The organism is Streptomyces sp. NPDC096339, assembly GCF_044762985.1.
GTDB lineage: Bacteria > Actinomycetota > Actinomycetes > Streptomycetales > Streptomycetaceae > Streptomyces.
Map to the genome: position 1 here is coordinate 55,343 of NZ_JBIWFI010000028.1, position 16,929 is coordinate 72,271.

Genomic DNA, 16,929 nt, shown 5'->3' on the forward strand with positions numbered 1-16,929 from the left:
CGCGGACCCCCCGACGGGGTGTCAGTCGAGCTCTACGTGCGCGAGGTCCATGCGGCCCTGGGCGTCGACCGCGACGTTCTTCACGGACTTGGAGTAGGCCACGGCCGACATGTAGGTGAAGACCGGGATGCACGGGAGGTCCCTGATGACGATGTCGTCGGCCCGCTGGTAGAGCTTCAGGCTCTCGGCCGGGTCGGTCTCCCGGTCGGCGGCGGCGAGGACGGCCTCGAACTCGTCGTTCGCGTAACGCCCGAAGTTGGAGCCGTTCGCGATGGCCTCCTTCGAGAAGACCGGGCGCAGGTAGTTCTCCGCCGCCGGGTAGTCCATGGCCCAGCCCATGCGGAAGGCACCCTTGAACCTCTGGGACTTCACGTCCTCGGTCAGGGCGCCGGCGCTCTGGTACGGCTTGGTGGTGACGTCAAGGCCGAGGTTCGCCTTCAGCTGGGCGGCGACGGCGTCGATCCACTCCCGGTGGCCGCCGTCGTCGTTGTAGCCGAGTTCCAGCTTGTTGCCGGGTATGCCGCCGGCCTGCTGGAGCAACGCCCTCGCCTTGGTCGGGTTGTACGTGCCGGCCTCGCCCAGGGCGCCGCGGCGGTAGCCGGGGACGACCGGGCTGATGAAGTCGTCGGCCACCTTGCGGGTGCCGTGGAAGACCTTCTTGGAGATGGCGTCCCGGTCGATGGCCATCGAGATCGCCCTGCGCACCTCGACCTTGCCGAAGGCCTCGGGGTTGGCCGCCAGCGGGAGACCGAGGTAGCCGACGGACGCCTCCGGCTTGTAGATGTAGCGGTCGCCGAACTCCTCGGAGACGGTGGCGAGCGCGGAGACCGGCAGCTTGTCGGTGATCTGCAGGGTGTTCTTGCGCAGGTCGCCGTAGGCGGCGTCCAGGTCGTCGTAGATCTTGAAGGTCACGGCGTCGAGCTTCGCCCGCCCCTCGGCCGGGTACTTGTCGTACTTCTTGACCTTGATCTGCTTGTGGTGCTCCCAGGCGCCGTCCATGCGGAACGGACCGTTTCCGATCGGGGCCTGGCCGAACGCCTTCGGGTCGGCCTCGAACGCCTTGGGCAGCGGGTAGAAGGCGTCGTAGCCGAGCATGGTCCGGAACTGCGAGAACGGCGCCTTCAGGGTGACCGTGAACGTACGGTCGTCGATGACGCGCAGGCCTTTCAGCTCCTTGGCGGTGGGCGTCCTGCCCTTGCCCGGGGCCAGCTGCTCCGAGCCCTCGATCTTCGAGAAGAAACCCATCGCCTCGGCGACGTTCTCCTGGTCGGCACCCCAGTTCCAGGCGCGGACGAAGGACTGCGCGTCGACCTTCTCGCCGTTGTGGAATGTGAACCCGTCCTTGATCCTGATCGTCCAGGTCCTGGAGTCCGTGCTGTCGATGGACTCGGCGATCGCCAGCTTGGGCTCGTTGGTCTTCGTGTCGTACTCGACCAGGCCGGTGAACAGGGCGTGGAGGACCTCGGCCCCCTCGGTCTCGACGGTCTCCTGCCCCACCAGCCCCTGCTGCGGCTCGCCGAGGACCACGGTGATGTGCCCGCCGGCCTTGCCGGACCTCGCGTCCTCGCCGCCGGCGCCGCACGCGGTGGCGGTCAGCGCCACGACGACGGCACCGGCGATCCACCGGGGGCTCGCTGCGCGCATGGTGGTCTCTCCTCGGGAGTCGCTTTCGGTGGTGCGGGAAAGCGGACGGGGCCCAGCCGGGATCGGCTGGGCCCCGTCCGTCGTTCCGGGCGGATCAGATGGCCAGGACGGCCTTCTCCTCCGCGAAGTGGCACGCCGACTCGTGCGCGGCCAGGGAGTCGCTGCCCTGGAAGCGCGTCGGGATGGCCAGCAGCGGCTCCTCCGTGGAGCAGCGGTCCTCGGCCTTCCAGCAGCGGGTGCGGAAGCGGCAGCCCGACGGCGGGTTGGCCGGGGAGGGGACGTCACCGGTGAGGATGATCCGCTCGCGGTGGGCGCGGGCCTCCGGGTCCGGGACCGGGACGGCCGACAGCAGCGCCTGCGTGTACGGGTGCGTCGGGTGGTCGTAGATCTGGGTGTCCGTGCCGATCTCGGCCATCTTGCCCAGGTACATGACGCCCACGCGGTCCGAGATGTGCCGGACGATCGAGAGGTCGTGCGCGATGAAGATGTAGGAGAGGTTGAACTCCTCCTGCAGCTTCTCCATCAGGTTGATGACCTGCGCCTGCACCGACACGTCGAGCGCGGAGACCGGCTCGTCGCAGATGATGATCTCCGGGTTGAGCGCGAGGCCGCGGGCGATGCCGATGCGCTGGCGCTGGCCGCCGGAGAACTGGTGCGGGTAGCGGTTGATGTACTCCGGGTTGAGGCCCACGACGTCCAGGAGCTCCTGGACCTTGCGGCGCCGGTCGCCCTTGGGAGCCACCTCGGGGTGGATCTCGTAGGTCTCGCCGATGATGTCGCCGACCGTCATACGGGGGTTCAGCGAGGTGTACGGGTCCTGGAAGACCATCTGGATGTTGCGGCGGACGGCCTTCAGCGCGCGCCCGGACAGCTTGGTGATGTCCTGGCCCTTGTAGAAGACCTCGCCGGCGGTGGCCCGCTCCAGGTTCATCAGCAGCTTGGCGACGGTGGACTTGCCACAGCCGGACTCGCCGACGATGCCGAGCGTCTCGCCCTGGTACAGGTCGAAGCTGATGCCGTCGACGGCCTTGACCGCGCCGACCTGCTTCTTGAACAGGATGCCCTGGGTCAGCGGGAAGTGCTTGACCAGGTTGCGGACCTGGAGGATCGGCTCGCGCTCCGGGGCGTTCTTGGTGAGCTCAGCCATGGAGCTGCTCCTTCCAGAAGTGGCAGGCGCTGGCGCGGCCGGGCAGCTCGGAGCCGTCCTGCTCGCTGACCACCTGGAGCAGGGGGACGTCGGTACGGCAGACGTCCTGCGCGACGGTGCAGCGCGGGTTGAACGAGCAGCCGGTCGGCAGCCGCAGGAGGTTGGGCGGCAGGCCCTTGATCGCGAAGAGCTCCTGGCCCTTCTGGTCCAGGCGCGGGATCGAGTCCAGCAGACCGCGGGTGTACGGGTGCGCCGGGCGCTTGTAGATCTCGTGCACCGGGGCCGTCTCGACGATCCGGCCGGCGTACATGACCGCGATCTTGTCCGCGACGTCGGCGACGACGCCGAGGTCGTGGGTGATCAGGATCAGGCCCATGTTGAGCTCGCGCTGGAGCTCCGCGAGCAGGTCCATGACCTGGGCCTGGACGGTCACGTCGAGGGCCGTGGTCGGCTCGTCGGCGATGATCAGGTCCGGCTCCAGCGCGATCGCCATGGCGATCATGATGCGCTGGCGCATACCGCCGGAGAAGTGGTGCGGGTAGTCGTCCACACGCTCCTTCGCCGCCGGGATCTTGACCTTGTCCATCAGCTCGATGGCCTTGAGGCGGGCTTCCTTCTTCGACAGCCCCTGGTGGACGCGGAACATCTCGCCCAGCTGGTAGCCGACGGAGAGCACCGGGTTCAGCGAGGACAGCGCGTCCTGGAAGATCATGGCGATCTTCCGGCCGCGCAGCTTGCGCCGCTCCTCGAAGCTCATCTTGAGCATGTCCTGGCCGCGGAAGAAGATCTCGCCCTGCGGGATCTTGCCGGGGGGCATGTCGAGGATGCCCATGATGGCCTGCGCCGTCACGGACTTGCCCGAGCCGGACTCGCCGAGGACGGCGAGGGTCTCGCCGGCGCTCACGCTGTAGTTGACGCCGTTGACGGCCTTGGCCACGCCGTCGCGGGTGTGGAACTCGACGTGCAGGTCTCGCACTTCGAGCAGCGGGGTCTGCTGGTTCCCGTCACGCGGGGAGGGAACGGTGCTGGTGTTGTCCATGGTGATCACGTACGCCCTCCTCAGCGCAGCTTGGGGTCGAGGGCGTTGCGGACCGCTTCGCCGAGCATGATGAAGGCGAGGACGGTGATGCTCAGCATGATCGAGGGGTACAGCAGGATGTGCTGCGCCACTCGGATCTGGGCGGCACCGGCGGAGATGTCCACACCCCACGAGATGGTCGGGGACGCGAGACCCAGACCCAGGTAGGACAGGGTGGCCTCGGCCGCGATGTAGCCGCCGAGCGCGATCGTGGAAACCACGATCACCGGGGCCATGGCGTTCGGCAGGATGTGCCGGAACAGGATCCGGGAGGTCCCGGCGCCCAGCGCCTTCGCGGCGTGCACGTAGTCGGCCTGCTTCACGGTGATGACCGAACCGCGCATGACGCGGGTGATCTGCGTCCAGCCCAGGAAGGCCAGTGCGAAGACGACCGTCCACACCGTGCGGTCGGTGAAGGCCTGGAGGACGACCATCGAGCCGAGCAGGAAGGGGATGCCGAAGAAGATGTTGGTGACCCCGGAGATGAGCGTGTCCGTGAGGCCGCCGAAGTAACCGGCGATCATGCCCGTGATGCCGCCGACGAGGGTGACGATCGCGGTCACGCAGGTGGCGACGATGATCGAGGCACGGGTGCCGTAGATCAGGCGGGCGTAGACGCTGCGGCCCTGGCCGTCGTAACCGAGCCAGTCCGGCGAACCGACCTGTGCGAGTTCCGGCTTGCCGAGGAAGTGGTGGACCAGGTCGCCCTTGGTCGGGTCGGCGCTGGTGAACCAGCCCGGGAAGGCCGCGATCACCAGGAGCACGAGGATCAGTGCCGCGGAGACGACGAAGTACGGGTTGCGGCGCAGGTCGGACCAGGCGTCGCCCCAGAGGCTGCGCGCCTTCTCCTTGGTGGCGGGCGCGATCGCGTCGACGGGGGCGACGGCGCCCTCGGTCGAGACGGCTTCGGTCTTGGTCATGTCAGGCATACCGGATCCTCGGGTCCATGACCGCGTAGAGGAGGTCGACGAGCAGGCTGGCTATGAGGTAGACGACGACCAGGACGGTGACCACACCGACCACGGTCAGACCCTCGCGGCGGACGACCGAGTCGTAGATCAGACCGCCGACGCCCTTGACGTTGAAGATGCCTTCGGTGACGACGGCGCCGCCCATGAGCGCACCGATGTCGGTGCCGAGGAAGGTCACGACGGGGATCATCGAGTTGCGCATCAGGTGGACGCCGATGACGCGCCGCTTGGGCAGGCCCTTGGCGACGGCCGTGCGCATGTAGTCGGAGCGCAGGTTCTCCGCCATCGAGGTGCGGGTCAGGCGGGCCACGTAGGCGAGGGACAGCGATCCGAGCACGATGGCCGGCGCGATGAGTTCGCCCCACGTCTCCTTGTTGCTGACGTTGGGGTCGATCCAGCCGAGCTGGAAGGCGAACACCGACTTGACGATGAAGCCGAGCACGAAGACCGGCATCGAGATGATCAGCAGCGTGAGGATCAGGACCAGGTTGTCCACCAGCTTGCCGGCCTTGAGGCCGGCGACGATCCCGAGGGCCAGACCCAGGACGATCTCGATCGCGAAGGCCAGGAAGGCCAGTCGCAGCGTGACCGGGAAGGCGGCACCGATGACATCCGTGATCTCGCGTCCGCTTCGGATCTGCTTGCCGAAGTCGAAGTTGAACAGGATGTCGGTGATGTAGTTGTAGTACTGCTGCCACACCGGCAGGTCGAGCCCGTGCTCGTGCCTGAGTGCGGCAAGCGTGGCGGGGTCCGTTCCCTTGTCACCGAAGAGCCCGGCCACGGGGTCGCCGGGCAGGCTGTAGACCATCAAGAAGATGAGTGCGGTCGTCCCGAAGAAGACCGGGATCATCTGGAGCAGTCGTCGTGCGACATAGCGCCCCATCATGCCTCCGTAGAAGATGCGGCAGAGGCAGCCGGACGGGCCCTTTCGCCACGCACGCGCGTGACGAACCGTCACTGCGTCGCGAAAGGGCCCCCCGGGCTCTGCGTTTAGGCCCGGATGCGGGCCGGCTCCCCGCCGGCCCGCATCCGTCGAGCGGAATTACGCTGTGGGACTTACTTCTTGACCTCGACGTCCTCGAGGATCGGGTCGCCGTCCTGGGCGTACTTCACGTTCTGGACCTTCTCCGAGAAGCCCGCGTTGACCTTGTAGTACCAGAGCGGGATCGACGGCATGTAGTTCACCAGGTCCTTCTCGACGGCCTGGTAGGCCTTCACCGACTCGTCGAGGGACGCGGCCGTGTCGGCAGCGGCGATCTTGGCGTCCAGGTCGGCGTTGGAGAAGCCACCCTGGTTGCCGCCCGCGCCCGTGCGGAACAGGTCGCTGATGAAGTTGGCGTTGACCGGGTAGTCGAGGACCCAGCCGGAGCGGTAGATCGACTTGACCTGCTTGGACTTACGGGCCTGGAGGTCGGCCTGGAAGTCCGGCTTGGCGTCGCCGGTGCACTTGACCTGGGTGGCCTGGGTGATGCTGTTGCAAACGGCGTCGACCCATTCCTTGTGACCGCCATCCGAGTTGAACTGGATGAAGATCTCGTTGTTCGGAACGCCACCGCCCGCGGCGATGAGCTCCTTGGCCTTGGCCGGGTTGAACTTGGTGACGTCACCGGTCGCGTTCGGCGTGTAGCCGAGGACGCCCTTGGCGACCCAGCCCGTGGCCGGCTCGCGGGTGCCCTGGAGCACGGTCTTGGTGATGGTGTCACGGTCGATCGCCATCGACAGGCCCTGGATGACCTTCGGGTCGATCGGCTTCGGGGTCTTCCACTGGTCGGCGTAGAAGGCGATGGCCAGGGTCTGGATCGCGGAGTACGCCTGGTCCACGGCGCGGTTGCCGAGGTCGTTGCGGTAGACCGGGAGGTCCTTCGGGCCGATCTGACGCAGGACGTCGACGTTGCCCGACTTCAGGTCCTCGTAGGCGGTTTCGAGGGTGGAGTAGTTCTTGAGGATCACACCACCGTTCTTCGCCTTGTTCTCGCCCTTGTAGTCGTCGAAGCGCGTGAGCTCGATCTGCTTCTTGTGCTCCCACGACTTGAACTTGTACGGGCCGTTGCCGACCGGCTTCTCACCGGCGGCCTTCGGGTCCTTGTAGAAGGACTCGGGCAGCGGGGAGAAGACCTCGTAGCCGAGCTTGTACGCGAAGTACGGAACGGCGTTGGCGAGCTCGATGGTGAAGGTGTTCTCGTCGACGACCTTCAGACCCTCCAGGGCCGTGGCGGTGGGCTTGGCGCCCTCGGCCTCGGGGTGGAGCGCCTCGAAGCCCTTGATGTCCGCGAACCAGGACGCGTTGCCCTGCTTGTTCTCGATGTTCGCGGCCCAGTTCCAGGCCTTGACGTACGAGTCGGCGGTGACCTTGGTGCCGTCGTGGAAGGTCCAGCCCGACTTGAGCTTGACGGTCCAGAGCTTGCTGTCCTTGGACTCGACCGACTCGGCGTTGACCATGGTCAGCTTGCCGTCGGCGTCGTAGTCGACGAGCTGCGAGAACAGCCCGGACATGGCGATGGAGCCGTTGGACTCCATCGTGTCGGCCGGCTGGAGGAGCTTCTCGGGCTCGCCCACCTCGACGGAGTAGATGCCGTTCGGGTCAACCTCACCCTTGCCGGCGGCGTCGCCCTTGTCGTTGCCACCGCAGGCGGTCGCAGCCAGGGCGACGACAATCGCGCCCGCTACCCACTTGGCGCTCTTGGCACCGCGCATGGGTTTCCTCCTCATGAGTCCACTGTTTGATGTGCGGGACACACGAACGTTTCACCGACACCCCTGACGGCGAGTTGAACAGTGCCCCGAGTGTGCTCGTGAGTCGGCGCTCCCCACAGCGCGTGACCCATTGACCCGAGCTCAATGGAGCCAATCCTCGGGGACGGCCTGACCGTAAACCACACTTAAGTGGTCTCGTTTTCACAACATCACCGCATGGCGAAAACCCGAAATCCGGACAAACGGATAGGAGACAGACACGTGCGAAACGGACGGTTGATCCATCTTCCGGAGTGTCACGGTCGGTATACGGACACCGTGGACACTGGAACGCCGCAATCCGCTTGACAAATGCCAACAGCCCCTCCCCACGAAACCGTGGTGGAGGGGCTGCCGGCGGCGCCTCGGCCCGTCAGGGCCGACGTGCCGTTACTTCGCGGACTTGGCGCGCGACGCGGTGCGCGAGCGCTCCTTCTGGTCCAGGACGACCTTGCGGATGCGGACGGCCTCGGGGGTCACCTCGACGCACTCGTCGTCGCGGCAGAACTCCAGGGACTGCTCCAGGGAGAGCTTGCGCGGCGGGACGATCGCCTCGAAGGTGTCCGCGGAGGAGGAGCGCATGTTGGTGAGCTTCTTCTCCTTGGTGATGTTCACGTCCATGTCGTCGGCGCGGGAGTTCTCGCCGACGATCATGCCCTCGTACACCTCGGTGCCGGGGTCGGTGAACAGCACACCGCGCTCCTGGAGGTTGGTCATCGCGAACGCGGTGACCGCACCGGCGCGGTCGGCGACCAGGGAGCCGTTGTTACGGGTGACCAGCTGGCCGAACCACGGCTCGTGGCCCTCGTGGATCGAGTGGCCGATGCCGGTGCCGCGGGTCTGGGTCAGGAACTCCGTACGGAAGCCGATGAGGCCGCGGGACGGAACGACGAACTCCATGCGGACCCAGCCGGAGCCGTGGTTCGACATGTTGTCCATGCGGCCCTTGCGGACACCCATGAGCTGCGTGACGGCGCCCATGTGCTCCTCGGGCACGTCGATCGTCATGCGCTCGACGGGCTCGTGGACCTTGCCGTCGACCTCGCGGGTGACGACCTGCGGCTTGCCGATGGTCAGCTCGAAGCCCTCGCGGCGCATCTGCTCGACCAGGATGGCGAGCGCGAGCTCACCACGGCCCTGGACCTCCCAGGCGTCCGGACGCTCGGTGTCCAGGACGCGCAGCGAGACGTTACCGATCAGCTCGCGGTCCAGACGGTCCTTGACCTGGCGGGCGGTGACCTTGCGGTCCTTGACCGCGGCCTTGGCGTCCGCGCCCTTGCCGGAGCCGCCGCGGCCGACCATCGGGGAGGTGTTGGTGCCGATGACCATGGAGATGGCCGGCTCGTCCACCGTGATGAGCGGCAGGGCGATCGGGTTCTCCGGGTCGGCCAGGGTCTCACCGATCATGATCTCGGGGATACCGGCGACCGCGCAGATGTCACCGGGGCCCGCGACCTCGGCGGGCTTGCGGGTGAGCGCCTCGGTCATCATCAGCTCGGTGATGCGGACGTTGGAGATCGAGCCGTCGCGCTTGATCCAGGCCACGGTCTGGCCCTTGCGCAGCTCGCCCTGCTCGACGCGGAGCAGCGCGATGCGGCCGAGGAAGTTGTCGGCGTCCAGGTTGGTGACGTGGGCCTGGAGCGGGGCCTCCTCGTCGTACACCGGGGCCGGGACGTGCTCCAGGATGGTGGAGAAGAACGGCTCCAGGTTCTCGCTGTCCGCGGGGACGGTGCCGTCCTCCGGCTTGGTCAGCGAGGCGATGCCGTCACGGCCGCAGGCGTAGACGATCGGGAACTCGATCTGGTCCTCGTCGGCGTCCAGGTCGAGGAAGAGGTCGTAGGTCTCGTTGACGACCTCGTCGATCCGGGAGTCCGGACGGTCCGTCTTGTTGATGCAGAGGATGACCGGCTTGCGCTGCTGGAGGGCCTTGCGCAGCACGAACCGGGTCTGGGGCAGCGGACCCTCGGAGGCGTCCACCAGCAGAACGACGGCGTCCACCATCGACAGACCGCGCTCGACCTCACCACCGAAGTCGGCGTGGCCGGGGGTGTCGATGATGTTGATCGTGATCGGGGCCCCGCCGTCCTTGGGGTGGTACTTCACCGCCGTGTTCTTGGCGAGGATCGTGATGCCCTTCTCACGCTCCAGGTCGTTCGAGTCCATCATGCGGTCGTCGAGCTGCTGGTGGGCGGCGAAGGCACCGGCCTGCTTGAGCATGGCATCGACGATGGTCGTCTTGCCATGGTCGACGTGGGCGACGATGGCGACGTTACGGATGTCGTGGCGCGTGGGCACTTCGGCGCTTCTCCCGGGATAAGTGGATGGCGTCGCGTACGGTCCGGCACGCTCGCCTCGGCCGGGCGAAAACCTGCCACGGCCTTACCCCATGGTACGTCGCGCAGCGGGAACCGCCTGCCGGGGGGTCTGTCAAGGGGCCGGACGCATGAGAGCGGCCGAGTGTGGGGTGGGGTGCGTCGGGCGCCGGTCCTGCCGGTAATCACGCGGGTCAACGGGCAGATCAGTGGGTGTGCCAAGACCTTGCCCGCCGGGGATCCGGCGGGCAAGGGACTTGAGTCACATCTGAGGTTGCGACCCTCCGGTCAACCGGACAGGCACCTTTTTGTCACCACTTCTTGGGCTGCGCTTCTCGAGCCGCGGCCCGGGCCGCGCTACTTCTTCTTGTCCTTGGCGGTGGGCGGCTTCTTCCAGCCGATGTCCTGGAAGCGGGGGGCGCCGAGGCCGAAGGCGCCGGCGTTGACCAGGCCCGGCTTGACCGCCACCAGCTCCGGGCGCTGGTAGAGCGGGATGGAGCCGGCCGCGGCCCAGATCCGGGCGTCCGCCTTGCGCATCAGGTCGCGGGACTCGTCCTCGTCCAGGGAGCCGAGCGCCTGGTCGAAGAGCTGGTCGATCTGGTCGGTGCCGACGCGGGTGTAGTTCTGTTCGACGAGCAGCGAGCCGTCCGCTGCCGGTTCCGGCTTGGCGAAGATGGGCCGGGCGTCGGTGGCGGGGTAGGCGGTGGCCGGCCAGGAGTAGAGGGCCAGGTCGTACTGGCCGGCCGCGATGTGGTCCTTGAAGAAGCTCTCGTCGGCGACCTTGGTGATCTCGGTGTTCACGCCGATCTTCCGGAGCTCCCGGGAGATCCGCTCGCCGACCGTGCGCAGGGACTCCGATCCGGGGCCCGCCGGGACCACGAAGCGCAGGGTCAGCGGCTTGCCGTCCTTGGCCAGCACGGAGCCGGAGGTGCGGACGGCCTGCTTGGCCGGGGCCGGGGAGCCCTGGGCGGGGGGCTCGGCGGCTTCCGCGTCGCGGACCGGGCCGCGCTTGGCGTCCTCCACGGCGGCCATTCCCTCGGCCTGGGCGAGCAGGGACTTCTCCTGCTGGGCCGTGAAGGGGGCGGGGGCGAGCACCGGGGAGGGCCGGACCCCGGCCGCGCCCCGGGCGAAGACGTCGGCGTCGACGATCTCCCCGTCGGGGCCGTAGGCGGCCGCGCCGCCGTCCGCGGCCAGGGCTCCGTCGCCGCTGTGGCCCTCGGGGCCCTCGGGACGGCTGCCGAGCGTGCCCTGGTGGTCCCGGCGGGCCGCGGAGGTGGTCACCGCCCGCAGGTCGGAAGCGGCCGAGTGGAGCTCACCGTTGCGCTGGTCGTCCTGGCCGACGATGTAGAGGCCGTCGTTGCCGGTGCCCGGGCCCGAGGGGGTCGAGGGGGTCTTCGAGTCGTCCTGCTTCTCGCTCTCGGGGCCGGCCTTGGCGCCGGGGGGCTCGGTGATCTTCCCGCCGAGGCGCCAGCCCGCGTCCGCGAGGAGGGCCTGGGCCGCCTTGGTGTCCAGGCCTCCGAGGGAGTCGCTGTTGTCCTCGTAGGCCCGCTGCCCGGCCAGGGCCACGTGGCTGCCCACCGGCTTCGCGGGCAGGCCGAGCGGCTTGAGCACGAGCTCGGCGAGCTGCTTGCGGTCCAGGGCCCGGGCCACCGCCCGGCGCACCCGCTCGTCGGCGAGCGGGCCGGAGGCCCCGTTCATGGCGAGCTGCGTGTAGGCGGGCTCCAGGGACTTGCGGACGGTGAAGGTCCGCAGGGCCGTCTGCTCTCCGGCGTACCGTTTCACCGCCTCGGCGTGCTTCTGGCGGTTCTCCTTCTCGGCCGTGGCCTTCGCCTCGTCCGCGCCGAAGGCGTTCGCCCACGACAGGGTGGCCTGCGCCGGGGTCAGCGCCGCGGCCGGGCCGTGCGCCGGGGCCCCGCCCGAGCCGGTCTCGGCCGCGCCGCCCTCGGCCGGGGCGCCCTTGCCGGACGCCTCCTTGCCCGCGGCGTCCTTGTGGGCCAGGGCGATCCGGTCGGCGCCCGCGCGGTCGATCTCGGCCAGGTCGAGCCTGCCCTCGGCCAGCGCCGCCGGCCGGTCCGCCCGGGACACGGCCGTCAGGACCAGCGAGTCCAGCTTGGCCGGGGCCCCCCACCAGCGCGGGTTGCGGGTCAGGGCCACCGTGCCCGTCTTCTTGTCGACCGCGCCGAGCGAGAAGGGCCCGGCGGTCGCCTTGAGCGTGCCCCGGGCGCTCTCGTTGAAGGCGTCCGGGGTGCCGGTGACCTGCTTGGGGTAGAGCGGGGTGAACAGGGAGCGCCAGTCCGCGTACGGCTTGACGAAGGTGACCTTGACCTCCAGGTCGGTCTTGCCCCGTTCGATCTTCTCGATCCGCTCGTAGCCGGCGTTGCGGGCGGTCCAGTACGCCGAGTCCTTGCCGTTCAGGGCCCGCCACTGCGCCACGAAGTCCGCCGCGCCGATCTCACGGCCGTCGCTCCACACGGCCTGCTGGTTCAGCTTGTACAGGACGACCTGCTTGGGCTCCCGCTCGACGACCTCGGCCTTCTCCAGGTAGTCGGGATTGGCCACCGGACGGCCCCTGGCGTCCAGGACGAACAGCTGCGGCAGCACCGCCCCGGTGATCCGGGCGGTGGTGGCGTCGGCATCGGCCTGGAAGGTGTTCAAGGTGTCCGGGAGGCGGTCCACCGCCCAGCGCAGGGTGCCGCCGTCGGCGACCTGGTCGCGCTTGGTCGCGGCGATGTCCTGTCCGGCGGCGGCCGGGCCGCCCTCGTCGTCACCCGCACCGCAGCCCGCGAGCAGCGGCAGGGCGAGGACTCCCGAGGTCAGCAGCGCCAAGGACCTGCGCCTTCTCTGGGACATGGGTGGTACCTCCGGGGGCGGGACGTGGGGGGACGCATGATCACGTTCGGCGGTATATGGAGCTGATCACACCGGTTGCCGAAAACCACTGAAATCGACATCCCGCCGCACCCCTCGCACCGGCCCCTCGCCACGCCGCGAACCCCACCCGTGCGGACCAATGCGGTTTGCGCGCCGGAGGGGCGTTCCCCCGGGAGAGGGATGAGAATGGGGTGCAGGGAGGGGCGCACAGTTCACGCCTGCGCGCCCGCAATCGCTGCACGTCCCTTCACAACCGGGGACGGGAAGCGCGACACTCGCAGGCGCACATGAGCGTTGCCATTACCACCGCACGCTGCGGAAGTGAGGTCACATCATGTCCCTGCAAGACGATCTGACCGCCGTACGACGCAACCTGGACGAGCTGACGCGCAAGGTCGAGCAGCTTGAGCGGCAGGCCGGGCGGCAGAAGCCCGGGAGCTCGACGCCGGCGGCCGCTCCGGACCCGTCCCGCATGGTGACGGTCCCGGACACCCCGTACGACGCGACGCTGTGGCAGGACGTCGACGACGAGGGCCTGGGCGCCCGCGACCGTCGCGCCCCCTGACCGGCGGACCCGTATCCCCCGCACACCCCATCTGGCCCGGCCGCCCCGCGGCCGGGCCTCCTGGGCCACCCCTCATCACTCCACCCGGAGTCACCCTTGGCCACAGGCACGGAACCACCCCAGCAGCAGCGGCGGCCCGCCGGCGTCCACGACGCCTCGCGGGCCGCGATCTCTGCCCGGCACCTGCGCACCGACCGGTGGTGGCTGGCCCCCGCCGGCACCGCGGCCGGGCTGCTCGCCTTCATCGTCTACTCGACGTGGCGGGCCTTCTCGAACGCCGACTACTACGCGGCCCCGTACGTCTCGCCCTTCTACTCCCCGTGTCTCGCGGAGAACTGCGTCCCGATGAAGGGCGGACCGAACTGGGAGATCTTCGGCAGCTGGTGGGTCCTCTCCCCCGCCCTGCTGATCCTGATCTTCCCGCTCGGCTTCCGGCTGACCTGCTACTACTACCGCAAGGCCTACTACCGGGGCTTCTGGGCCTCGCCGCCGGCCTGCGCCGTCGCCGAACCGCACGCGAAGTACACGGGTGAGACCCGCTTCCCGCTGATCCTCCAGAACGCGCACCGGTACTTCTTCTACGCTGCCATCCCCGTCGCGGGCATCCTCACGTACGACACCGTGCTGACCTTCCGCGACGAGAACTACGCGTGGGGCCACATGGGCCTCGGGACCCTGCTGTTCCTGGTCAACATCACGCTGATCTGGGCCTACACGCTGTCCTGCCACTCCTGCCGGCACATCATGGGCGGCCGGCTCAAGCACTTCTCCAAACACCCGGTGCGCTACCGGCTGTGGGGCTGGGTCAGCCGGCTCAACACCCGCCACATGCAGCTCGCGTGGGCCTCCCTGATCAGCGTGGCCCTGTGCGACTTCTACGTGTACCTGCTCGCCACCGGCGCCTTCACAGACCCGAGGTTTTTCTGACATGGCTCAAGTCGACCGGCAGCAGTGGGACGTGGTCGTGGTCGGCGCGGGCGGCGCCGGGCTGCGGGCCGCGATCGAGGCGCGCGAGCGGGGTGCCCGTACGGCCGTGATCTGCAAGTCCCTCTTCGGCAAGGCCCACACGGTGATGGCCGAGGGCGGGATCGCCGCCTCCATGGCCAACGTCAACGAGCACGACAACTGGCAGGTGCACTTCCGCGACACCATGCGCGGGGGCAAGTTCCTCAACCAGTGGCGGATGGCGGAGCTGCACGCGAAGGAGGCCCCCGACCGGGTCTGGGAGCTGGAGACCTGGGGGGCGCTCTTCGACCGCACGCCCGACGGGAAGATCTCGCAGCGCAACTTCGGCGGGCACGAGTACCCGCGCCTCGCGCACGTGGGCGACCGTACGGGCCTGGAGCTGATCCGCACCCTCCAGCAGAAGATCGTCCAGCTCCAGCAGGAGGACTTCAAGGAGTACGGGGACTACGAGGCCCGGCTCAAGGTCTTCCAGGAGTGCACGGTCACGCGCGTGCTGAGGGACGGGGAGAGGGTCTCGGGGACCTTCTGCTACGAGCGCGAGTCCGGCCGGTTCTTCGTGCTGGAGGCCCCGGCGGTGGTCCTGGCCACCGGTGGGATCGGCAAGTCCTTCAAGACCACCTCGAACTCCTGGGAGTACACCGGCGACGGCCACGCCCTGGCCCTGCTCGCGGGAGCCCCCCTCCTCAACATGGAGTTCGTGCAGTTCCACCCCACGGGCATGGTCTGGCCGCCCTCCGTGAAGGGCATCCTCGTCACCGAGTCGGTCCGCGGTGACGGCGGGGTGCTGCGCAACTCCGAGGGCAAGCGGTTCATGTTCGACTACATCCCCGACGTGTTCAAGGAGAAGTACGCCGAGTCGGAGGAGGAGGGCGACCGCTGGTACGAGGACCCGGACCACAACCGGCGTCCGCCCGAGCTGCTGCCGCGCGACGAGGTGGCGCGGGCCATCAACTCGGAGGTGAAGGCGGGCCGCGGCTCCCCGCACGGCGGTGTCTTCCTCGACGTGTCGACGCGGATGCCGGCAGAGAAGATCAAGCGGCGGCTGCCGTCCATGTACCACCAGTTCAAGGAGCTGGCGGACGTGGACATCACGGCGGAGGCGATGGAGGTAGGCCCGACCTGCCACTACGTGATGGGCGGTATCGCCGTCGACTCCGAGACCGCCGCCACCCTCGGCGTGCCCGGTCTCTTCGCGGCCGGCGAGGTCGCGGGCGGGATGCACGGATCGAACCGGCTGGGCGGCAACTCCCTGTCCGACCTGCTGGTCTTCGGCCGCCGGGCCGGGCTGCACGCGGCCGAGCACGCCGCGGCCGCCGGTGACGCCCGCCCCGCCGTCTCCCAGGAGGGGATCGACGCGGCGGCCGCGGAGGCGCTGGCCCCGTTCCACGCCGCCGACGGCGCGGAGAACCCGTACACGCTCCACCAGGAACTCCAGACGACCATGAACGACCTGGTCGGCATCATCCGGCGGGCGGGCGAGATGTCCGAAGCCCTGGAGAAGCTCGCGACCCTGCGCGAGCGGGCCTCCCGGGCCGGGGTGGAGGGGCATCGGCAGTTCAACCCGGGCTGGCACCTCGCCCTGGACCTGCGCAACATGCTGCTGGTCAGCGAGTGCGTGGCCCGCGCCGCCCTGGAACGCACCGAGAGCCGGGGCGGGCACACCCGCGAGGACTGCCCGTCGATGGAGCGGAGCTGGCGCCCGGTGAACCTGCTGTGCCGCCCGGTCGACCCGCCTCCGCAGGACCCGGCGGCCGACCGGATCGAGCTCACCCGGGTGCGCACCGAGCCCATCCGTTCCGACCTGCTCGGGCTCTTCGAGAAGGAAGAGCTGGCCAAGTACCTCGCCGAAGAGGAGCTGCACGCATGAGTACGTACGACGCGAGCTTCCGTGTCTGGCGGGGCGACGCGGAGGGCGGGGAACTGCGGGACTTCACCGTCGAGGTGCACGACGGGGAGGTGGTCCTGGACATCGTCCACCGGCTCCAGGCCACCCAGGCCTCGGACCTCGCCGTGCGCTGGAACTGCAAGGCCGGCAAGTGCGGCTCGTGCAGCGCGGAGATCAACGGCCGGCCGCGGCTGATGTGCATGACCCGCATGTCGACCTTCGAGCGTTCCGAGACGATCACGGTGACCCCGCTGCGCGCCTTCCCGGTCGTCCGGGACCTGGTCACGGACGTGTCCTTCAACTACGCCAAGGCCCGGGAGGTCCCGGCCTTCGTACCGCCGGAGGGGGTGGCCCCGGGCGCGTACCGGATGCAGCAGATCGACGTGGAGCGCTCGCAGGAGTTCCGCAAGTGCATCGAGTGCTTCCTGTGCCAGGACACCTGCCACGTGGTGCGTGACCACGAGGAGAACAAGCCCGCCTTCGCCGGTCCGCGCTTCCTGATGCGGGTGGCGGAGCTGGACATGCACCCCCTGGACGCGGCGGCGGAGGCGGGCCTGGACCGCAAGCGCACCGCGCAGGAGGAACACGGGCTCGGCTACTGCAACATCACCAAGTGCTGTACGGAGGTCTGCCCCGAGGGCATCAAGATCACCGACAACGCGCTGATCCCGCTGAAGGAGCGGGCGGTGGACCGCAAGTACGACCCGCTGGTGTGGCTCGGAAGCAGGATCCGGCGGCGTTCCGACCCCCAGTAGCC

Annotated in this window: 12 protein-coding genes; 4 read left to right on the forward strand and 8 right to left on the reverse strand. The window is 68.8% G+C overall.

Annotated elements, in window-relative coordinates:
- Positions 1-21: 21 nt before the first annotated feature.
- From ACIQ5Y_RS28625 to ACIQ5Y_RS28660, 8 genes are all read right to left on the reverse strand, one after another.
- The gene (locus ACIQ5Y_RS28625) at positions 22-1,644 is read right to left on the reverse strand and encodes an ABC transporter substrate-binding protein (RefSeq protein WP_403886520.1); all 1,623 of its coding nucleotides are present in this window, start codon (positions 1,642-1,644) and stop codon (positions 22-24) included.
- A gap of 94 nt (positions 1,645-1,738) precedes the next feature.
- On the reverse strand, positions 1,739-2,791 hold the full coding sequence (locus tag ACIQ5Y_RS28630) for an ABC transporter ATP-binding protein (RefSeq protein WP_403886522.1): 1,053 nt from the start codon (positions 2,789-2,791) through the stop codon (positions 1,739-1,741).
- Positions 2,784-3,830: an ABC transporter ATP-binding protein gene (locus ACIQ5Y_RS28635; RefSeq protein ID WP_403886627.1), complete on the reverse strand. Its 1,047-nt coding sequence runs from the start codon at positions 3,828-3,830 to the stop codon at positions 2,784-2,786. The genes ACIQ5Y_RS28630 and ACIQ5Y_RS28635 overlap by 8 nt, the downstream gene beginning before the upstream one ends.
- A gap of 20 nt (positions 3,831-3,850) precedes the next feature.
- Positions 3,851-4,798 carry an ABC transporter permease gene (locus ACIQ5Y_RS28640; RefSeq protein ID WP_403886525.1) on the reverse strand — a complete coding sequence of 316 codons (948 nt, stop codon included), beginning with the start codon at positions 4,796-4,798 and terminating at the stop codon, positions 3,851-3,853.
- Positions 4,791-5,723 carry an ABC transporter permease gene (locus ACIQ5Y_RS28645; protein ID WP_403886629.1) on the reverse strand — a complete coding sequence of 311 codons (933 nt, stop codon included), beginning with the start codon at positions 5,721-5,723 and terminating at the stop codon, positions 4,791-4,793. Before ACIQ5Y_RS28645 ends, ACIQ5Y_RS28640 begins: the two co-directional genes overlap by 8 nt.
- A gap of 173 nt (positions 5,724-5,896) precedes the next feature.
- Positions 5,897-7,534 carry an ABC transporter substrate-binding protein gene (locus ACIQ5Y_RS28650; protein ID WP_403886528.1) on the reverse strand — a complete coding sequence of 546 codons (1,638 nt, stop codon included), beginning with the start codon at positions 7,532-7,534 and terminating at the stop codon, positions 5,897-5,899.
- A 429-nt stretch (positions 7,535-7,963) separates the two neighbouring features.
- The gene (gene typA, locus ACIQ5Y_RS28655) at positions 7,964-9,868 is read right to left on the reverse strand and encodes a translational GTPase TypA (RefSeq protein ID WP_030664340.1); all 1,905 of its coding nucleotides are present in this window, start codon (positions 9,866-9,868) and stop codon (positions 7,964-7,966) included.
- Between the two features lie 374 nt (positions 9,869-10,242).
- Positions 10,243-12,735, reverse strand: coding sequence for an ABC transporter family substrate-binding protein (locus ACIQ5Y_RS28660; RefSeq protein ID WP_403886531.1), 2,493 nt, complete (start codon positions 12,733-12,735; stop codon positions 10,243-10,245).
- Between the two features lie 355 nt (positions 12,736-13,090).
- Between ACIQ5Y_RS28660 and ACIQ5Y_RS28665 the strand changes: the two genes are divergently transcribed.
- The 4 genes from ACIQ5Y_RS28665 (at position 13,091) to ACIQ5Y_RS28680 (ending at position 16,927) form a co-directional block, all read left to right on the forward strand.
- The gene (locus ACIQ5Y_RS28665) at positions 13,091-13,321 is read left to right on the forward strand and encodes a hypothetical protein (RefSeq protein WP_403886534.1); all 231 of its coding nucleotides are present in this window, start codon (positions 13,091-13,093) and stop codon (positions 13,319-13,321) included.
- Between the two features lie 96 nt (positions 13,322-13,417).
- Positions 13,418-14,248, forward strand: coding sequence for a hypothetical protein (locus tag ACIQ5Y_RS28670; protein ID WP_403886536.1), 831 nt, complete (start codon positions 13,418-13,420; stop codon positions 14,246-14,248).
- A 1-nt stretch (position 14,249) separates the two neighbouring features.
- On the forward strand, positions 14,250-16,154 hold the full coding sequence (locus tag ACIQ5Y_RS28675; protein ID WP_403886539.1) for a fumarate reductase/succinate dehydrogenase flavoprotein subunit: 1,905 nt from the start codon (positions 14,250-14,252) through the stop codon (positions 16,152-16,154).
- Positions 16,151-16,927, forward strand: a complete 777-nt coding sequence (locus tag ACIQ5Y_RS28680; RefSeq protein ID WP_403886542.1) for a succinate dehydrogenase/fumarate reductase iron-sulfur subunit — start codon at positions 16,151-16,153, stop codon at positions 16,925-16,927. The genes ACIQ5Y_RS28675 and ACIQ5Y_RS28680 overlap by 4 nt, the downstream gene beginning before the upstream one ends.
- Positions 16,928-16,929 lie beyond the last annotated feature (2 nt).

What these genes read in the sequence shown, in the direction of transcription:
- ACIQ5Y_RS28640 (WP_403886525.1), bottom strand. Translation starts at nt 4,798, where the DNA reads ATGCCTGACATGACCAAGACCGAAGCCGTCTCGACCGAGGGCGCCGTC.
- ACIQ5Y_RS28650 (WP_403886528.1), bottom strand. Translation starts at nt 7,534, where the DNA reads ATGCGCGGTGCCAAGAGCGCCAAGTGGGTAGCGGGCGCGATTGTCGTC.
- ACIQ5Y_RS28625 (WP_403886520.1), bottom strand. Translation starts at nt 1,644, where the DNA reads ATGCGCGCAGCGAGCCCCCGGTGGATCGCCGGTGCCGTCGTCGTGGCG.
- ACIQ5Y_RS28645 (WP_403886629.1), bottom strand. Translation starts at nt 5,723, where the DNA reads ATGGGGCGCTATGTCGCACGACGACTGCTCCAGATGATCCCGGTCTTC.
- ACIQ5Y_RS28660 (WP_403886531.1), bottom strand. Translation starts at nt 12,735, where the DNA reads ATGTCCCAGAGAAGGCGCAGGTCCTTGGCGCTGCTGACCTCGGGAGTC.
- ACIQ5Y_RS28665 (WP_403886534.1), top strand. Translation starts at nt 13,091, where the DNA reads ATGTCCCTGCAAGACGATCTGACCGCCGTACGACGCAACCTGGACGAG.
- ACIQ5Y_RS28680 (WP_403886542.1), top strand. Translation starts at nt 16,151, where the DNA reads ATGAGTACGTACGACGCGAGCTTCCGTGTCTGGCGGGGCGACGCGGAG.
- ACIQ5Y_RS28630 (WP_403886522.1), bottom strand. Translation starts at nt 2,791, where the DNA reads ATGGCTGAGCTCACCAAGAACGCCCCGGAGCGCGAGCCGATCCTCCAG.
- ACIQ5Y_RS28635 (WP_403886627.1), bottom strand. Translation starts at nt 3,830, where the DNA reads ATGGACAACACCAGCACCGTTCCCTCCCCGCGTGACGGGAACCAGCAG.
- ACIQ5Y_RS28675 (WP_403886539.1), top strand. Translation starts at nt 14,250, where the DNA reads ATGGCTCAAGTCGACCGGCAGCAGTGGGACGTGGTCGTGGTCGGCGCG.